Raw genomic sequence first — 17,005 nt, 5'->3', positions numbered from 1 at the left:
GTCGCCACCCGTATCGCCACGCGGATCCTCGCGCTCACCACCGTCATCTGGCACAACGACCGCATCGGAGCACCCGTCCTACGCTCCCTGACCCCCTACGACCACTAAAACCACAGACCAGACCCCGCCCCGCATCAATCATCTAGGAGACAGCGATGACACAAAGCGTCGACTTCAGCCCGATCGTTCGGGGCATCAACGACGGCTTCCGCGACATGGAGTACCGGCTCAACGAGTTGGGCGGTGAAGTCGGTCAGGTCCGCCGTGACATCGGCGGGGTTCAGTCCGATGTCGCCACGACCAGGCAGGAACTCATGGCGCTGCGCCATGAGTTCTCAGAGTTCCTGCAACGTCACGAGCGCCAGCGGCTCGTTCAGCTGGCCGAAACGCGCCTCGGCACCCTCAAGGCGGACTTGGAGCGCGAATACGGTCACTACGGGGTGGTCCGCCGTACGTCGGTCGGCATTCTGCAGGCCTTCGACATCGGCAATGTGCGCAACAAGACGGTGCACGAGCTGAGCGAGGAACTGATGATCCAGACGCCGCGCTACTGGCTGGCCCCTGCGCTCGTCGCCTTGGCTGCCTGGTCGAAGGACGATCAGGAGCTGGCGGAGAAGTCGATCGAAGCCGCATTCGCCCGTGACTCGAAGAAGACCAGTTTGTTCTTCGCGCTCGTGCTGCGGCGGCAGGCACGGCTCGCCGATGCCGCACGTTGGCTGCGTCACTACTTCGTCTCGCTCGATCCTCGGGCGCTCACCCGTGAGTTCGCGGTGCTGTTGGAGGCCGCCGCGCAGGACGGTTTCGGTCCCGAGGGTCGCGAACTCGTCCTGGAGCACTTGACCCGGTGGCGCGACATTCTGCGTGATGAGCCGGAGTTGGTCACTGCGCAGGTCGAGAAGTGGCGTCACGAGGTCGAGACGCATCGGGGGACGATCGACGACTCGATGTACTCACATCTGGCTCATCACTCCCCGGGCTGGCCGGTGGTCAAGTCGGTGTTGGAGGCGGCATCGGCGCACGGCTACGTCACCGCCACCTACACCGAGGTGCGCGATGCGACCGCGACGCTGTCGGCCTCGGTCGCCGATCGGCTCGATGACCTGCTGGAACTCCTCGTCACCGAGTTTGACGGGGAGGAGTTGCCGCTGCGGCGCGAGGTCCTCTACCAGGAGGCGATCATCCAGCACGACGGCGACGAAGACCGCGCCAAGCAGCAGGCCGATCTCGACGTGGCTGCGCTCGACGAGGTCATCGACGCATTGTCGCTGCAGACGCATACCGCGCTCACGCCCGATCTGCTCGGGGTCAGCGTCAGCACCCAGCAGGTCGCGGTGGGCGCGTGTAAGGAGGATTTCACGTCGGCGATCGGTCAGTTCAGCCGCGACTATCGCGCCCAATGGCCCGAGCGTGTCCAGTTCGTTCTGGACGGCAACCACTCCAGTCATGCCCAGGCCTTCCAGTTCGGCACGTGGACCGTGGAGTCCGACACGCCGCCCGACCAGGCGGAGACGAGCCTCGCCACGCACTGGGAGCAGGTCTTCGCCGCGTTCATCGAGTCACGGACCTTCCGGTGGTCGCGGGTGATCGGTGAGATTGCCGGCGGTGTCGCCGCCTTCGTCGTCGGTCTGCTGCTGTGTTTCACGGGTTCGGTCCCGGTCATCTTGATCGGTGTCCTCGCGATGCTCGGCGGACCGGCGTTCGCGGCGTTCCTCATCTGGCGCAGGCAGGAGGCGGCCCGTGCGGACGTCGCCGGTGTCGAGAAGGTGCGCGGCGAGGCCGTGGCGAAGTCGGTCGAGTTGTACCGCACGATCTCGGCCGAATGGGTCGATGCGCGACTGGTGTACGAGGAGGAGGACGTGCGCGAAGCCGAACTCCTGGAACTTCTGGAAGGGTGGACCCACTGATGAGCTCGACGAACACTGCTGAACCCGGCTGGTACGACGACGGCACGGGCCGCGCGCGTTGGTTCGACGGCCAGAACTGGGGCGACTACGCCCCCGAGGAGCAGACGGAGGCCGAGAGCACCGCTGAACCCGGCTGGTACGACGACGGCACGGGCCGGGCGCGTTGGTTCGACGGCCGGAACTGGGGTGACTATGCCCCCGAGGAAGTCGCCACCGAGACCTTCGAGGCCGTCACCGAGCCACCGGCCTCCACGGTAGCCAGCGAGGCCCCGACCGTGGTTATCGACCAGTCGGCCGTGCCCGTGGCCCCGTCCGAGGTCGCCCCCGTTACGGCAGTCTCGGCACCTCCAGGCCCCCCGGAGTCCGTGGTCTCGGCGGTTCCGGCGTCGCAGCCGGTGGTCGTCCGGCGGCCCGGCCAGTCGCCGTTTACCCCGCCGGAGCCGGAGAAAGCCAGCGGTCCCACGCCGTTGGTTTCGCGTGACTGGGGCACCGGCCTGCGCGCCTCGGGTAGGAAGAAGGACAGCGGCCTGACTCGCAACCGCGAGGTTGCCGGCGATCTGCCGGAGTGGTCGCCGACGCCTCCGGGCGAACTGAAGGTGCGTCGGGCGACGAGTGCGTCCTCGTGACTGATTCGCCCTCGCTCAGCGTCTACGAGACCTGGGTTCGCACGCTGCGAGCGTGGAGCAAAGATCCGGCCACCGATCTGTCGCATCTGCCGGCGTTCGATCCGGAGGGCTTCTCTCCGTCAACGTACGAACGGTTCGTCGATCACGTCATCAAAGCGATCGAGGACCAGACGGATCGCTGGCACCGGAGCTTTCTCGACGCCGCCCAGAATGCGCGGGACGATCACGCGATGGCCCAGGTGCTGGTCGACGCCCGCAAGGGCCTTGCCCATCTGCTGCGGCTGTCGCGTCACCCGGCCTTCCCGGAGGAGATCCGGGAGGCGTTGAGCAAACGTTTCGACGAGCAGATCCGTGACATCCAGCAGCATCTGGAGGACTCAGCCGTTCACGCTGCTTCGATGAGTTCGGCTACCAACCGAGCTGAGCGGGAGGCGCGTCTACGGCTTTACCGCGACAACGCGTTGACCGCTGTGCTCGACCCCGGATTCTCGCTCGACGGGCAGATCGACGACGTGGTGACCCGCCAGGCCGACGCGGCACCGGTCAATGTTCCTCCCCCTATTCCTCCCTCACTGCACGGTTCGAGCGTCCCCCCGGCCCGCCGTGTCGTCCGTCTCCCGCAGGAGTGATCCATGCCCAATCTGACAGAGACCATCTCCTGGCTCGGCCGCTACTACAGTGCCCGCATTCCGGTGGTGATCGTCCGTTCGCAGGAACCCGCCCGCGCGCTCAATGCCATTCAGAGCGCGGGTGTCAAACACCAGGGCATGCCGTTCTACCTGCATTCGTCGGCGAAGGGACTCACTGAGTTGTCGGGTGGCCAGGCGGTCACTGACGACCGGTCGCTGCATGGTGCCCTCGACTATGCGACGACCGCCTTTCAGTCGCGCGACAACGTGAACTTCGTCTTCCTCGACATTGATGATCTGGAGTCGGAGTCGAGCACTTCGCGGCATCTGGCCGAGGTGGCGCGCATCGCGGAGCCGCGCATGGGTTCGATCACGATCGTCACCTCCAAACCGGTGTGGCCTGGTCTCGCTCGCCTTGGCATGACCGTTGAACTCGATCTGCCCGACCACGATGAGTTGCTGGATGTCATCACCGGACTTGTCGAGCAACACCGGCATCTGCCGGGGTTCGTGATCGAGTGGCAGATGGATGACATGCGTCGTGCGGCCGAGATCCTGTCGGGCGTCATGCAGACCGAGGCCGTCAACATCGTCACGACGCTGCTCGCCAATGGCACGCTCCTGGTGGATGACCTTGGCGAGTTGGCGACATTCAAGGATCAGATCTTCGGTGGCACCGCGGGCGTCGAGCGCGTCAAGGTGAGCGCCGATGATGCGCAAGTCGGTGGTCTGACGGCGCTGCGGGAGTGGCTGAGCAAGCGTGAGCGCCGCATGAAGGAAGACCTCACTGGCACCAAGATCACCCCGCCGAAGGGTGTGGTCCTCGTCGGTGTGCCGGGGTGTGGCAAGTCCTTGTCGGCCAAAGCTGTCGCGCACGACTGGGGGCTGCCGCTGTACCGGCTTGACCTGGCGGCCGTGCTCGGCATGTATGTCGGTCAGTCGGAGTCGCGGTTGCGCGAGGCGCTAGAGGGTGCTGAGCGGGTCGCGCCGTGCGTGCTGTGGATCGACGAGATCGAGAAGGGCTTGGCGGGGGCCGGCAGCGATTCGACGGGCGTCACGACTCGCCTGGTCGGCCAGTTCCTGTATTGGCTGCAGGAGTCCAAGAGCAAGGTGTTCACGGTGGCGACGGCCAATGACGTGCGGCAGTTGCCGCCGGAGTTGTTGCGCAAGGGGCGTTTCGACGAGGTCTTCTTCGTTGACCTTCCTGATGAGCGTGAGCGCGCCGAGATTATCCGGCTCTCCTTCCGCTACAAGTTCGAGCAGGAGCCGAGCGCGTTCCTGGTCGATGAGTTGGTACGAGCCTCCGATGGCTTCGCCGGGTCCGATATCACCGCGACGATCAGCGAGTTGGCCAACGATCAGCTGGAGCGCGACGCGACCGGTGTGATCGACGAGTCCCTGGCGATTCAGGCGTTCAGCAATGTGGTGCCGTTCAGCCGGACCAATCCTGAAGAAGTCGCCTACATTCGTCAGTGGGGCCTGGAGCGGGCGATCCCGGCGAACGGCGGCGGTGGGCCGGCGGTGTCGGCTGCCAAGGCAGCGCCCCCCGCCCCCGGCTCCGGCCGCCGCGTGGTGTTGTGACGGAGGTTCAGCGCAGCTGTGCAGCGACGGCGATCAAACCGCCCACCACGCGCCCGTAGTCGTTGCCGAGGAGTGCGAGGAGAGCGGCGATATCGTTGGCCTGCAGGACTGTCATCACCTCATGCAGACGTGGTTCGCCGAGGGCGTCCTCAGCAGGCAGGTCGGCGATAGAACGTTCACCTGCCGCTTCGGTGATGATGGCGAGCAGAGACCCGATCGCGACACCGTCGTCGAGAGCGGTCAGGGCCTCGGCGGCCCGCGCGAAGGCGGCTTCGTCGCGTTGGCGGAGGGCCTCGACGGCCTGTAAGGCGACGTCGTCGGCCGAGGCATTATCCATGGGGATCACCCTCACTTCTTGCCGTGCTGAATCCGGTTCAATAGCCGGTGGACATTGAGGGTCGACCAGGCGGAGCCGCCTTGAGGCGCACCAGCATCGATGGAGTCGGCGATGGCGGTGGCCCCTTTGTCGACCAGTTCGCCGATCCCGTGATCGTCGATGCCGGCAACCTCGGTTCCGATACCGAGTGCACCGCTCACGAGGGGCAGTGTCCCTTTGACAAAGACCTCTGGAGATACCAGAGCCTTGGCGATCATCGGCCCGACAGTACGAGCGGCACGAATTTTTTCCTGAAGAGAGAGTTTCTTCTGGGCCTTCTCGGCCGTGGGACGGCTCCGGCTTCCTTCGGCGCTCGAACCGCCCCCGCCTCCGCTGCGGGCGAGGTGGTCGGCCCAGGCGACGCCGTCGGCTTTGACCTGAGCGGCGGCGTCAGCAGCGGCGGAAGCCTGGGCTGCGGCGGTCTGGACGGCACTGATGAGCGGACCCACGTTGACTCCGGTGCGGCCGATCGCCTCGGCTTGGCGGGCGAGGCCGGTCAACTCGCGCGCCGCGCTCGTCACATTGGCCGATAGCGGGGTGGCGTCGTGGGCGAGCGCGCGCAGGCGTCCGGCGATGCCTTGTAGCTGCGACACGCTTATCTCCTTCTCGCGGCCTGTTCTCGCCCTTGCCGCTGTCGGAGTTCGCGTGCCTGGGTGCGCGCCGCACCTGCCAACCGGGTGGCGGTGGCGGCCGCCTGGTGCGACGACGTTGCGCTGCGCTGGACGCTGCGAGCGACGCCCTCCAGCGCCGCGGCGATCTGGCGGTCCCGTCCGGTCGCGCTGCCGCCGACCACTTGGGCTACTCCGTGGGCGATCGGCTTCACCGCGCTGCCGTACTCCTGGGTCGAACTCGCGACCCGCGTGAGACGGCGGGCGATGTCCTCCAACTGGTCGGCCGCACGCTCGAGCTTTCGCGGGTCGTCGCTCACAACGACTTGCCGTACGCCGAGGCGATGCGCGCGGCGTTATCCAAGGCCTGCGCGGCGGCCTCGACCTTCTTCTGGGCGTCTTGCAGAGCGCTGATGACCTCTTGGTCCTTGCGCTGAGAGCTGCCTCCGATGGAACTCTGCACCTGGCTCACCTGCTGGCTGAAGGTCGAGCGGAACTGGCCGAGACTGCCGCCGGTCTGCTTGGCAGAGCGGGCGATGCTGTCGATCGACCCCTTGAGGTTCTTGAGCTCGGACATCGCGTACCTCTCATTGGCAGATCACCTGGCGCGTTCATCGTAGGGCGATTCGATGGCCATCGTCAGCCGTTTCGTGTCCCCAAAATCGGGGACATAGGCCGGTCAGCGGAAGGTGACGGCGTCGCGGGGGATGTGGCCGTGCTCGTTGAAGGTGAGCAGCCGGGTGCCGCTGCGGCCGACCATGACGGTCGTGATCGAGGCGTTGACGACGATCCGATTCAGTGTGATGAACAGCGAGGCGTCACCGGCCAGCAGGTGCGAGGCCGCCGCCGCGATGGGACCCCCGGAGGTGAACACCGCGACGTGCTGGCCCGATCCGGCACGGGCGACGGCGGTCTCCAGCGAGGCGAGGACCCGCGCCGAGAACTGCACGAAACTCTCCCCGCCGGCGCTCACCTCCCCGGCGACCCAACGCTCCAGCGCCCCGTCGAGCAGCGCCTGGAACTCTTTGGGGTCGGCGGGTCGCTCCGTGGCGGCGCTCATGTTCACCAGGGCCAGATGGTCGTACTCGTTCCAGCCCGGATCGACGTCATAGAGGTCGCCGTCGATGGCGTCGATGGCTCCCACGGCGGTCTGCGCGTGGCGCTTCAGCGATCCGGCCACCGACCAGGTGGGGCGCAGGCCGCCGGCCTCCCAGGCCAGACCCAGCCAGCCCGCCTGCCGCTGACCGAGGTCACTCAACTGGTCGTAGTCGTCCGAATCCCAGGAGGCCTGGCCATGCCGGATCAGCGAGATAGCACCCACGCCGCGAGCGTAGCGGCGAGGAGCGTGGATATGACGAAGGTCCTCACCGCCGCAACGACACCGCTCAGGCCGCCGGGTCCGATGTTCTCCGAAAGAGGACATGATTGCGGCTTGACAAGCGGGGGGGGGTGCACTGTTTATGCCAGTGCTCCGCCGGGGGGAGGCCGGAGCCGCCCGTCCCTCCCCGCCGTAAGGATTCTGCATGTCTTTCGCCGACATCGTGCCCATGACCGCCGATCAGCGCGAGACCTTTGAACGCGACGGGTTCCTTGTCATCCCCGGCGTGCTGAGCTCGAGGGAAGTCTCGCGGTATGAGTCGGCTGTCGACGGTGTCTATGCCGAGCGCGAGGCCGCCGGCCGGCTCGGTGCGGATAAGTCGCTGCACCAGCTGAGCGCCGTCGCATCGTGCCCGGAGCTGGCGGGCCTGGTGAACCATCCGCGGGTGTTCGGCCTGGTCACGTCGATGCTCGGCTGGAACTGCCACGTCTACCATTCGCATTTCGACATCCATCCGCCTATTCGTGAACCCAAGCCGTTCCGTTTCGAGTGGCATCAAGACGGCGGGCGGCAGAACCGCGAGATCGAGACCGATCCGCGCCCGCGACTGTCGGTCAAACTGGCTTTCTGGCTCTCGGACGTCTCCGAGCCGGGGCGTGGCAACTTCAAGGTCGTCAAGGGCAGCCACGAGACGAACCGCATCGACGGCCCGCCGCGCCGTGACATCGAGTGGCCTGATCCCGAGGGTGCGATGGAGGTCTGCGCCAACCCCGGTGACGCGGTGTTCTTCGACCGACGGATCTGGCATGCGCGGTCCAACAACTACTCCGACATCGTGCGCAAGGGCGTCTTCTTCGGCTACACCCCGCGCTGGATCACGGTGCGTGACGAGGCGGTCTCCGCCGAGGTGGCCGCCGGCCTGACGCCCGTGCAGCGGCAGTTGCTGTCGGCCCTGGACGAAGGCCGCGTGAACGATCCGGTCGAGGGCGGCGACCACGCTTGGGGTCACTTCCCCGACGAGGTCCCGCTCTACGGATTCCTCCGGGAGCGCGGCCTGCTCGACTCCTCCATTCCCGCCCTCATCCCCTGAGGCACCCCGCCCGCCCGAACCCGCGCGCATAGGTTCGTTGGCTGAGGTCCCCCGACGAAGGAGGGGCCTCGAAGGGCGCACCTCAGGGACCGAGGTCGCCTACGGGTGGTCGTTTCAGAGGCGGGCGGCGAGCTCGGTGGCTTGCTTGATGGCGCGCTTGGCGTCGAGTTCGGCGGCCACGTCCGCGCCGCCGATGACGTGCGGCGTCAGGCCCGCCTCGATCAGATCGTCGGCCAAGCCCCGCACCGACTCCTGGCCGGTACACAAGACGATGGTGTCGGCCTTGATGAGCATCTCGACCGGCTCGGCATCGTCGTGGTCCCGCTGCGTCAGATGCAGTCCCTCATCATCGATGCGCTCGTAGCTCGCGCCACGGATCATCTCGACGCCGGAGTCCTTGAGCGTCTGGCGATGCACCCAACCGGTCGTCTTGCCGAGACCCTTGCCCAGCTCGGACGTCTTGCGCTGCAACAGATAGACCTTGCGCTTCGCCGGGGCCTTCGCCTTCACGCCGAGGCCGCCGCGCGCACCGCCGGCGACCTCCAGTGACGGGTCGACCACGCCCCACCGCTGCATCCAATGCTCCAGCGACTCGTACGGCTCGTGCAGCAGGAACTCAGCGACGTCGAAACCGATGCCGCCCGCACCGAGCACCGCGACCGTCTCGCCGACCGGCACCCCCTCGCCGATCACCTGCGCATAGGTGACGACCTTCGGGTGCTCGACGCCCGGGATCGACGGGACCCGCGGCTCGACACCCGTGGCGATGACCACCTCGTCGAAGCCGGCCAGCGCTTCCGCCGTGGCGCGCGTGTTCAGGTGCAGCGTCACGCCCCGCACCTCGATCATGCGCCGGTAGTAGCGGATCGTCTCCTTGAACTCCTCCTTGCCGGGGACCTGGCTGGCCAGCCGGAACTGGCCGCCGATCTGCGCCGACGCCTCGAACAGCTCGACATCGTGCCCGCGCCCGGCCGCCTCGACCGCCGCCGCCAGGCCCGCCGGCCCCGCACCGACCACCGCGACCCGCTTGACCGTCTTCGTCGGCAGCAGCACCAGCTCGGTCTCGAAGCCCGCCCGCGGGTTGAGCATGCAGCTGGCCCGCTGGTTCTTGAAGGTGTGGTCCAGGCACGCCTGGTTGCAGGCGATGCAGGTGATGATCTCGTCCGCGCGGCCCTCGGCGGCCTTGGTGACGAAGTCCGGGTCGGCCAGCAGCGGACGCGCCATCGAGATCAGGTCGGCCTGCCCGTCGGCCAGGATCTGCTCGGCGACCTCGGGGGTGTTGATGCGGTTCGACGCCATCACCGGCACCCCGACCTCGGCGCGCAGCCGCCCGGTCAGCGGCGCGAAGGCCGCCCGCGGCACCGACGTCACGATGGTCGGGATGCGCGCCTCGTGCCAGCCGATGCCGGTGTTGAAGATGCTGACGCCCGCCTCCTCCAGCAGATGCGCCAGCTCGACGGTCTCCTCCCACGACTGGGCGTTGTCGACCAGGTCGAGCAGGCTCATCCGGTACAAGATGACGAAATCGTCGCCGACCAGTTCGCGCGTGCGCCGCACGACCTCGCGCGGGAACTCCATGCGCTTGCGGGCGCTGCCGCCCCAGCGGTCGGTGCGGTTGTTGGTCCGCGCGGTGAGCATCTGGTTGATGAAGTAGCCCTCCGATCCCATGATCTCGACGCCGTCGTAGCCGGCGCGGCGCGCGAGCCGGGCGGCCTTGGCGAAGTCGGTCGCGGTGTGGTCGACCTCGCGGGTGCTCATCGCGCGCGGCTTGAACGGCGAGATCGGCGACTTCTTCGCCGACGCGCTCTTGACGAACGGGTGGTAGCCGTAGCGGCCGGCGTGCAGGATCTGCATGGCGATCTTGCCGTCGTGCTCGTGTACCGCATCGGTGACGACCCGGTGCCGGTCGGCAATCTTTGTGGAGTTCATGGTGCCGCCGAAGGGCAGCAGCCAGCCGGTGCGGTTGGGCGAGATGCCGCCGGTGATCGACAGCGCCACGCCGCCCTTGGCGCGCTCGGCGAAATAGGCGGCCCACTTCGGCACGTCCTTCGCGCGATCCTCCAGTTTGGAGTGGATCGACCCCATGACGACGCGATTGCGCAGGGTCGTGTGGCCGAGGTCGAGCGGGCTCAGCAGATGGGGGTACTGCACCGAATGGTGGGGGGACATGACGGCTCCGGTGTTAGATAGGGGGGTGATCTCTCAGCGTGCGGCTCGGTTGCTGGTGGTGGCGGGCCTGTTCAACGTGTTCGTGTGGCCGCGGTTCGCCAAGGCGGTGGTCGAGGACGACCGCGCCTGGGCGGGGGAGCACTGGGCGAGCGCGCCGCAGCCCTTCTTCTGGGTTCATGCGGTGCTGATCGTCACGGCGATGACCCTGGGCGTGATCGTGGTGGTCGTCGGGGCGAAGGCTCATCGGGCGGCCCGCCTGTCCTCGCCGAGCGACTGAAGGATCTCGTCGCACCACTCCAGCCCCCCGCGTTCGGCCCGGATGCCGCCGCGCAGCACCAGCCAGGCACCGAGGTGGTCGGCGGGAACGGCCTCGGGGTCGGGGTAGAACCGTGCCGCGCTCGCCTCGTATTCGGCGAGCTGTGCGGCGTGGTCGGCCCGGCGGCGGCGGACGGACGCCACGATGGCGTCACGGTCTCCGAAGGGCAGGGCGCGGAGTTTGACTGCGAAGTCGCTGCGCAGCACCTCTGGGCCGGTCGGCGTGGCCGTGAACGCGGCCAGTTCCGACCGGCCGGCGGCGGTGATCGCGTAGACCTTCTTGTCGGGGCGGCCTTCCTGGGCGACGGCCTCGGAGGTCACCAACTCGTCGGCCTCCATGCGGGCGAGCACCTTGTAGATCTGCTGGTGGCTGGCCTTCCAGAAGTTGCCGATGGAGGCGTCGAAGCGGCGAGCCAGGTCGTAGCCGCTGGCGGACCGCTCCGCCAGCGACACGAGGATCGCATGCTCCAATGCCACGCGAGCACGGTAATACGCATCGCTGCGCATAGGCAACTCGATGCATATAAGGTGAGGCAACCCTCAGCCGAGAGGAGGTCTCGCCAGTCATGATGTTGCGGACGGTTCCCTCGGCGTCGAAACGGGCATAGGGGTGCAGCTCACCGCCGATGCTCGACGAGAACCGACTGGACCGGGAGGATCACCACCAGCGAACGTGAGTCCTCAGCCCTTCGGGCGGGAGAGGAACGCGAGCATGGCCTCGCGGGCCTCGTCGCTGGCGAAGAGGCGGGCCGATTGGGCGGCGACCTGTTCGCCGAGGGCGTCGATGCGAGCAATGATGTCGTGGTTGAGCAGCAGTTTCGTCTCACGGAAACCCTGCGGATAGCCCAGCGTGAGGTCGGCGAGAAGGTCGGCGAGCGCGGTGTCCACCTCCTCGTCGGGCACCGCGCGCGTGACGAGACCGGTGGCGACCGCCTCGGTCGCAGTGAACTTGCGGCCCGTCAGGAACAGGTCGGCGGCGGCGCGCGAACTGAACCGTTCCAGCAGCGTCAGCGAGATGATCGCCGGGGCCACCGCCAGGCGCACCTCGGTCAGCGCGAAGTTCACCGACTCGGCTGCCAGCACGATGTCAGCTGCGCCCACGATGCCCAGCCCCCCGGCGCGCACGGGGCCGCCGAGCACCACGACCACCGGCTTCGGTGCCGTGACGATCTGCCGCTGCAGGCCCACCATGGCCCGCGCGCCCTCAGCCGGATCGGCGGTGGCCGCCTCCGACAGGTCCGCGCCCGAGCAGAACACCCGATGCGCCGAACGCAGCACGATCACCTTCGCCGTGTCGTCGGCGACCGCCGTGTCGAGGTGACCGATCAGCTCGGTGACGAGCTGGCGGCTCAGCGCATTGCGGTTGTGCTCGCTGTCGAGCGTGATCGTCGCAACGCCGTCGGCGAAGTCCAGGTGGACGAGTTCGGTCATGGGATTCCTTGGGGTGGTGGGGTCCCTTCGAGGCTCCTTCGTCGCACCTCAGGGACCGGGGCGCCCGGTCCCTGAGGTGCGAGGAGCGCAGCGACGAGCCTCGAAGGGTCGGTCAGTAGGACTTGGGCAGGCCGAGGGAGAACTGCGCGACGAAGTTGAGCACCATCTCGCGGCTCACCGGGGCGATACGGCCCAGGCGCGTCGCGGCCAACATATCGACAAGTTGATATTCGCGGGCCAGGCCGTTGCCGCCGTGCGTCTGGATGGCCTGATCGACGGCCTTGACCGACACCTCGCCCGCGGCGTACTTGGCGAAGTTCGCGGCCTCGCCCGCGCCCATGTGATCGCCCGCGGCATGCAGGGCCGCCGCCTTCTGCGTCATCAACCGGGCCATCTCGATCTCCATATGGATCTCGGCCAGCGGGTGCGCGATGGCCTGGTGCGCCCCGATCGGCGTGTCCCGGAAGACCTTGCGCTCCTTGGCGTACGCCACCGCCCGCTCCACCGCGAGCCGCGCCGACCCGAGCGCCATCGACGCGCCCATGATGCGCTCGGGGATCAGGCCCGCGAACAGCTGCGCGATGGCGGCGTCCTCGCTGCCGACCAGCGCATCGGCGGGCAGCGCGACATCGTCGAGGAAGAGCGTGAACTGCTTCTCCGGGATCACCAGGCCCATGTCGATCTCGGTCTTGACCAGGCCCGGCGCGTCGGTGGGCACCATGAACAGCGCGGGCTTGAGGTTGCCGGTCTTGGTGTCCTCGGTGCGCGAGACCACGAGGATGTGGCTGGCCTCGTCGACGCCGGAGATGAAGGTCTTGTTGCCCTTGAGCCGCCAGCCGCCGTCCTCGGTGCGGTAGGCCGTGGTGACGATCTTGTGCGAATTCGAGCCGGCGTCGGCCTCGGTGATGCCGAAGGCGTACTTCGCCGTGCCGTCCGCGACGCCCGGCAGCCAGCGCTGCTTCTGCTCGTCGGTGCCGAACTCGGCGATGATCGTGCCGACGATGGCAGGGGAGACGACCATCATCAGCAGCGGTGCCCCGGCGGCGGCCATCTCTTCGAGCACGGCGGCGAGATCGCCCAGCTCACCGCCGCCTCCGCCGTACTCCTCGGGGAGGTTGACCCCGAGGTAGCCGTTCTTGGCGGCGGCGTCCCACAGCTCGGTGGTCTTGCGGCCCTCCCGCGCGGCGGCCAGGAAGTAGTCCGGGCCGAAGGCACGGGTGAACTCGAAGACGGCCTTGCGCAACTCGCGGCGTTCGGGCGATTCGCTGAACGAGTGGGTCATTTCTGGTCCTGTTCTGATTCGATGACGGCGAGCACGGCACCGGATTCGACCTGCTGGCCCGTCGCGACATCGATCTCGGTGATGACGCCGGCCGTCGGCGCGGCCAGCGTGTGCTGCATCTTCATGGCCTCGAGTACGAGCACGGTCTCGCCCTTGGCGACACGCTGCCCGACCTCGACGGCCACGCTGGTGACCGTGGCCGGCATTGGTGCCAGCAGCGAACCCTCGGCGACCACGTCGGCCGGGTCGACGAAGGCCGGTACAGGGATCAGGTCGGCCGCGCCATGCGGGCCGTCGACGTCGACCCACCCCTCGCCGACGTCGACCCGGTACGTCTCGTCGACGCCCTCGACCCGGAGCACGACGCGATGGGGTTCGGCCGACACTACGTCGGCGACCTCGCTGGCCAGTCCGCGGATGGAGCCGGTGTAGACGGCTTCGACTTCTTGCCCGTCGAGGACGTAGTGGCGGGTCCGGGGCTGGCTCGTGACGTTGCGGTAGGCGGTCGGGAAGCGGCCGAGTACGCCCGCAGTCGAGGAGGCGCGCGCCTCGGCGAGCGCTCCCGCCAGCACCAGGCGGTCGCGCTGGGCTTCGGTCAGGCGCGGGGCCGTCCAGGCGTCGATGCGCTCGCCGAGCAGGGCCGTGTGGACGTTTCCGGCGGCGAACTCGTCGTCGGCCAGCACGCCGCGCAGCAGGTCGCGGTTGGTGACGAGGCCGTGCAGGCGGGTGCGGCGCAGTGCGTCATCGAGGACGCGGATCGCCTGATGCCGGTCGGCTCCGTACGCGACGACCTTGGCGATCATCGGATCGTAGAAATGCGACACCACCGAGCCTGATTCGACGGCCGAGTCGACGCGCACGCTGTCGGGCGTCTCGAAGGCCCGCAGCACACCGGTCTGCGGTGACCAGTCGTCGGCCGCGTCCTCGGCGTAGAGACGAACCTCGATCGAGTGGCCCGTCGGGCCGGCCGGCGGCTCGCCCAGCTCACGGCCCTCGGCCACGGCGATCTGCGCGGCGACCAGATCGACCCCGAAGACCGCCTCGGTCACCGGATGCTCCACCTGTAGGCGGGTGTTCATCTCCAAGAAGAACGGCCGGTCGCCGTCGACCAGGAACTCGACCGTGCCCGCGCCGACGTAATCCACGGCCTCGGCCGCATCGCGGGCCGCAGTGTGCAGCACCTCGCGGGTCGCGTCGGACAGGTTCGGTGCGGGTGCCTCCTCGACGACCTTCTGGTGACGCCGCTGGATCGAGCAATCGCGGTCGCCGAGGATCCAGGTCGTGCCGTGGGTGTCGGCCACGACCTGCACCTCGACGTGGCGCGCTGTCGGCAGGTACGGCTCGACGAACACCGTGCCGTCGCCGAAGGCCGACTCGGCCTCGGCCGTGGCGGCCGCCAGTTCGCGCTCCAGGTCCGCAGGCGTCTCCACGACCCGCATGCCCCGGCCGCCGCCGCCGGCGGACGCCTTGACCAGCAACGGGAAGTCACGTGCCTCGGCCTTCGCCGGGTCGACCTCCAGGATCGGCACCCCGGCGGCGGCCATCAGTTCCTTGGCGCGGATTTTGCTCCCCATCGCCTCGATGGACTCTGGCGTCGGACCGATCCATGTCAGGCCCGCCTCGGCCACCTGCCGCGCGAAGTCGGCGTTCTCCGACAGGAAGCCGTAGCCCGGGTGGATGGCGTCGGCACCCGCGGCCTTCGCGGCGGCGATGACGAGGTCACCGCGCAGGTACGTCTCGGCGGCGGTGTTGCCCGGCAACGGCACCGCGATGTCGGCCTCTTGCACGAACGGCGCGTCCGCATCGGCATCGGAGTGGACCGCGACCGTGCGGATGCCGAGGTCGCGGCAGGTGCGGAAGACGCGCCGAGCGATCTCCCCCCGGTTCGCCACCAGTACAGATCGAATCATCGGGCAGTCCTTTCGACGGCAAAGGTGGCGGGTCCCTTCGGGGTGGGGGTACCTCCCGCTTGCGGGGGACCTTCGTCGCACCTCAGGGACCGGCTGGTTTCGGTCCCTGAGGTGCGGAGGGCGCTCTGCGCCCGAAGCCTCGAAGGGACCTGATCGGGAGCCGCGCGCCTCATCGGAACACTCCGTACGCTCGGGCACCCTCGACGGGCACGTTGTGGATCACCGACAGGCAGATGCCCAGGATCGTGCGGGTGTCGCGCGGATCGATGACCCCGTCGTCGTACCCCATGCCGGAGGTGAAGTACGCCAGCGACTGCTGCTCGATCATGTCTTTGACCATGTCGCGGATCGGCGCGAAGCCCTCGGCGTCGAACACCTCGCCCTTGGACTGCGCCGACTCGCGCGCGACGATCTCCATGACGCCCGCCAACTGCTCCGGCCCCATGACCGACGACTTGGCACCGGTCCAGCTGAACATGAAGCGCGGGTCGTAGGCGCGGCCGCTCATGCCGTAGTTGCCGGCACCGTACGAGCCGCCCATGACGATCGACAGGTGCGGCACCTTCGAGTTCGAGACCGCGTTGATCATCTGCGCGCCGTGCCGGATGATCCCCTTCTGCTCGTACTCCGCACCGACCATGTAGCCCGTCGTGTTGTGCAGGAACAGGATCGGGGTGTCGATCTGGTTACACAACTGGATGAACTGCATGCCCTTCTGTGCCTCCTCGTTGAAGAGGACACCCTGGGCGTTGGCCACGACGCCGATCGGATAGCCGTGCAACTGCGCGAAGCCGGTCACGAGCGACGGGCCGTACAGCGGCTTGAACTCGTCGAACTCGCTGGCGTCGACGATGCGCGCCAGCACCTCGCGGGGGTCGAAGGGAACCTTGAGGTCCGACGGCACGATGCCGAGCAGTTCCTCGGCGTCGAAGACCGGCTCGGCGTAGTCGGCCTGCGGCTCCTCGCCGCGCTTGCGCCAGTTGAGCCGCCGCACGATCTGCCGGCCTAAACGGATGGCATCGCGTTCATCCTGAGCGAGGTAATCGGCCAGACCCGATTGACGGGCGTGCATTTCCGCGCCGCCCAGCGACTCGTCGTCGGACTCCTCGCCTGTGGCCATCTTGACCAGCGGCGGACCCGCGAGGAACACCTTCGCGCGTTCCTTGACCATGACGATGTAGTCGCTCATGCCCGGAATGTAGGCACCGCCGGCGGTCGAGTTGCCGAAGACCAGCGCAATCGTGGGCACGCGCGCCGCCGACGCCCGCGTGATGTCGCGGAAGGTCTTGCCTGCGGGGATGAAGATGTCCTTCTGCGTGGGAAGGTCCGCACCGCCGGACTCGACCAGGTTGATCGTCGGTAACCGGTTCTCGGCGGCGATCTGCGCGGCGCGGAAGGCCTTCTTGACGCCGACGGGGTTGATCGAACCGCCCTTGACCGTGGGGTCGGAGGCGATAATCATGCACTCGACGCCCTCGACGATGCCGATGCCGGTGACCATCGAGCCGCCGACGGCGAAGTCGGTGCCCCATCCGGCGAGCGCGCCGAGCTCTAGGAACGGGGTGTCGGGGTCGAGCAACAGCTCGATGCGCTCGCGGGCAAGCAGTTTGCCGCGGTCACGGTGGCGTTGGACGTACTTCTCGCCACCACCGCCGAGTGGCGTGGCGAGCTGTTCGGCCAGGTCGGCGACCTTCTCGAGCGCGGCCTCGCGGTTGGCGACGAACGTCGGCGACGACGGGTCGATCATGGTCTTCATCGTTGGCTCC

17 protein-coding genes are annotated in these 17,005 nt (G+C 68.0%); 6 read left to right on the top strand and 11 right to left on the bottom strand.

The window, feature by feature from the left end; genetic code table 11:
• Window positions 1-155: 155 nt before the first annotated feature.
• Genes QM597_RS01005 through QM597_RS00990 form a run of 4 tightly spaced genes read left to right on the top strand, consistent with a single transcriptional unit; the run spans window position 156 to window position 4,740 of the window.
• Window positions 156-1,904, top strand: coding sequence for a hypothetical protein (locus QM597_RS01005; protein WP_415003014.1), 1,749 nt, complete (start codon window positions 156-158; stop codon window positions 1,902-1,904).
• A complete protein-coding gene (locus QM597_RS01000) occupies window positions 1,904-2,530 on the top strand; it encodes a hypothetical protein (RefSeq protein WP_415003013.1) in 627 nt (208 codons plus the stop codon). The genes QM597_RS01005 and QM597_RS01000 overlap by 1 nt, the downstream gene beginning before the upstream one ends.
• Complete coding sequence (locus QM597_RS00995) at window positions 2,527-3,159, top strand: hypothetical protein (RefSeq protein WP_415003012.1); 633 nt, start codon at window positions 2,527-2,529, stop codon at window positions 3,157-3,159. Before QM597_RS01000 ends, QM597_RS00995 begins: the two co-directional genes overlap by 4 nt.
• A 3-nt stretch (window positions 3,160-3,162) precedes the next feature.
• The gene (locus QM597_RS00990; protein ID WP_415003011.1) at window positions 3,163-4,740 is read left to right on the top strand and encodes an AAA family ATPase; all 1,578 of its coding nucleotides are present in this window, start codon (window positions 3,163-3,165) and stop codon (window positions 4,738-4,740) included.
• Window positions 4,741-4,747: 7 nt separating this feature from the next.
• Here QM597_RS00990 and QM597_RS00985 read toward each other — a convergent pair whose 3' ends face one another.
• From QM597_RS00985 to QM597_RS00965, 5 genes are all read right to left on the bottom strand, one after another.
• A complete protein-coding gene (locus QM597_RS00985) occupies window positions 4,748-5,077 on the bottom strand; it encodes a hypothetical protein (RefSeq protein ID WP_415003010.1) in 330 nt (109 codons plus the stop codon).
• Between the two features lie 11 nt (window positions 5,078-5,088).
• Window positions 5,089-5,709, bottom strand: a complete 621-nt coding sequence (locus QM597_RS00980; RefSeq protein ID WP_415003009.1) for a hypothetical protein — start codon at window positions 5,707-5,709, stop codon at window positions 5,089-5,091.
• Between the two features lie 2 nt (window positions 5,710-5,711).
• A complete protein-coding gene (locus QM597_RS00975) occupies window positions 5,712-6,044 on the bottom strand; it encodes a hypothetical protein (RefSeq protein WP_415003008.1) in 333 nt (110 codons plus the stop codon).
• Window positions 6,041-6,301, bottom strand: coding sequence for a hypothetical protein (locus QM597_RS00970; protein ID WP_415003007.1), 261 nt, complete (start codon window positions 6,299-6,301; stop codon window positions 6,041-6,043). Before QM597_RS00970 ends, QM597_RS00975 begins: the two co-directional genes overlap by 4 nt.
• 102 nt (window positions 6,302-6,403) lie before the next feature.
• Window positions 6,404-7,045, bottom strand: coding sequence for a histidine phosphatase family protein (locus QM597_RS00965; RefSeq protein ID WP_415003006.1), 642 nt, complete (start codon window positions 7,043-7,045; stop codon window positions 6,404-6,406).
• A 202-nt stretch (window positions 7,046-7,247) separates the two neighbouring features.
• Here QM597_RS00965 and QM597_RS00960 point away from each other — a divergent pair, with 202 nt between their 5' ends.
• Window positions 7,248-8,132, top strand: a complete 885-nt coding sequence (locus tag QM597_RS00960; protein WP_415003005.1) for a phytanoyl-CoA dioxygenase family protein — start codon at window positions 7,248-7,250, stop codon at window positions 8,130-8,132.
• A 114-nt stretch (window positions 8,133-8,246) separates the two neighbouring features.
• Here the strand turns inward: QM597_RS00960 and QM597_RS00955 are convergent, their stop codons facing one another.
• Window positions 8,247-10,301: an FAD-dependent oxidoreductase gene (locus QM597_RS00955; RefSeq protein ID WP_415003004.1), complete on the bottom strand. Its 2,055-nt coding sequence runs from the start codon at window positions 10,299-10,301 to the stop codon at window positions 8,247-8,249.
• Between the two features lie 25 nt (window positions 10,302-10,326).
• Between QM597_RS00955 and QM597_RS00950 the strand changes: the two genes are divergently transcribed.
• Window positions 10,327-10,578: an SCO4848 family membrane protein gene (locus QM597_RS00950; RefSeq protein WP_415003003.1), complete on the top strand. Its 252-nt coding sequence runs from the start codon at window positions 10,327-10,329 to the stop codon at window positions 10,576-10,578.
• Here the strand turns inward: QM597_RS00950 and QM597_RS00945 are convergent.
• From QM597_RS00945 to QM597_RS00925, 5 genes are all read right to left on the bottom strand, one after another.
• The gene (locus QM597_RS00945) at window positions 10,542-11,093 is read right to left on the bottom strand and encodes a PadR family transcriptional regulator (RefSeq protein WP_415003002.1); all 552 of its coding nucleotides are present in this window, start codon (window positions 11,091-11,093) and stop codon (window positions 10,542-10,544) included. The genes QM597_RS00950 and QM597_RS00945 overlap by 37 nt on opposite strands.
• Window positions 11,094-11,297: 204 nt before the next feature.
• A complete protein-coding gene (locus tag QM597_RS00940; RefSeq protein ID WP_415003001.1) occupies window positions 11,298-12,047 on the bottom strand; it encodes an enoyl-CoA hydratase-related protein in 750 nt (249 codons plus the stop codon).
• A gap of 112 nt (window positions 12,048-12,159) precedes the next feature.
• Window positions 12,160-13,329 carry an acyl-CoA dehydrogenase family protein gene (locus QM597_RS00935; RefSeq protein WP_415003000.1) on the bottom strand — a complete coding sequence of 390 codons (1,170 nt, stop codon included), beginning with the start codon at window positions 13,327-13,329 and terminating at the stop codon, window positions 12,160-12,162.
• Entirely contained in the window at window positions 13,326-15,239 is a 1,914-nt protein-coding gene (locus QM597_RS00930; protein WP_415002999.1) for an acetyl/propionyl/methylcrotonyl-CoA carboxylase subunit alpha, read from the bottom strand. The genes QM597_RS00935 and QM597_RS00930 overlap by 4 nt, the downstream gene beginning before the upstream one ends.
• Before the next feature lie 169 nt (window positions 15,240-15,408).
• On the bottom strand, window positions 15,409-16,995 hold the full coding sequence (locus tag QM597_RS00925) for an acyl-CoA carboxylase subunit beta (RefSeq protein ID WP_415002998.1): 1,587 nt from the start codon (window positions 16,993-16,995) through the stop codon (window positions 15,409-15,411).
• Window positions 16,996-17,005: the final 10 nt, after the last annotated feature.

Origin of the sequence: Aeromicrobium sp. (assembly GCF_047607065.1) — a bacterium.
Lineage (GTDB): Bacteria > Actinomycetota > Actinomycetes > Propionibacteriales > Nocardioidaceae > Aeromicrobium.
The sequence above is the reverse complement of the archived record's forward strand: the minus strand, read 5'-3'. Positions and strand labels throughout refer to the sequence as shown.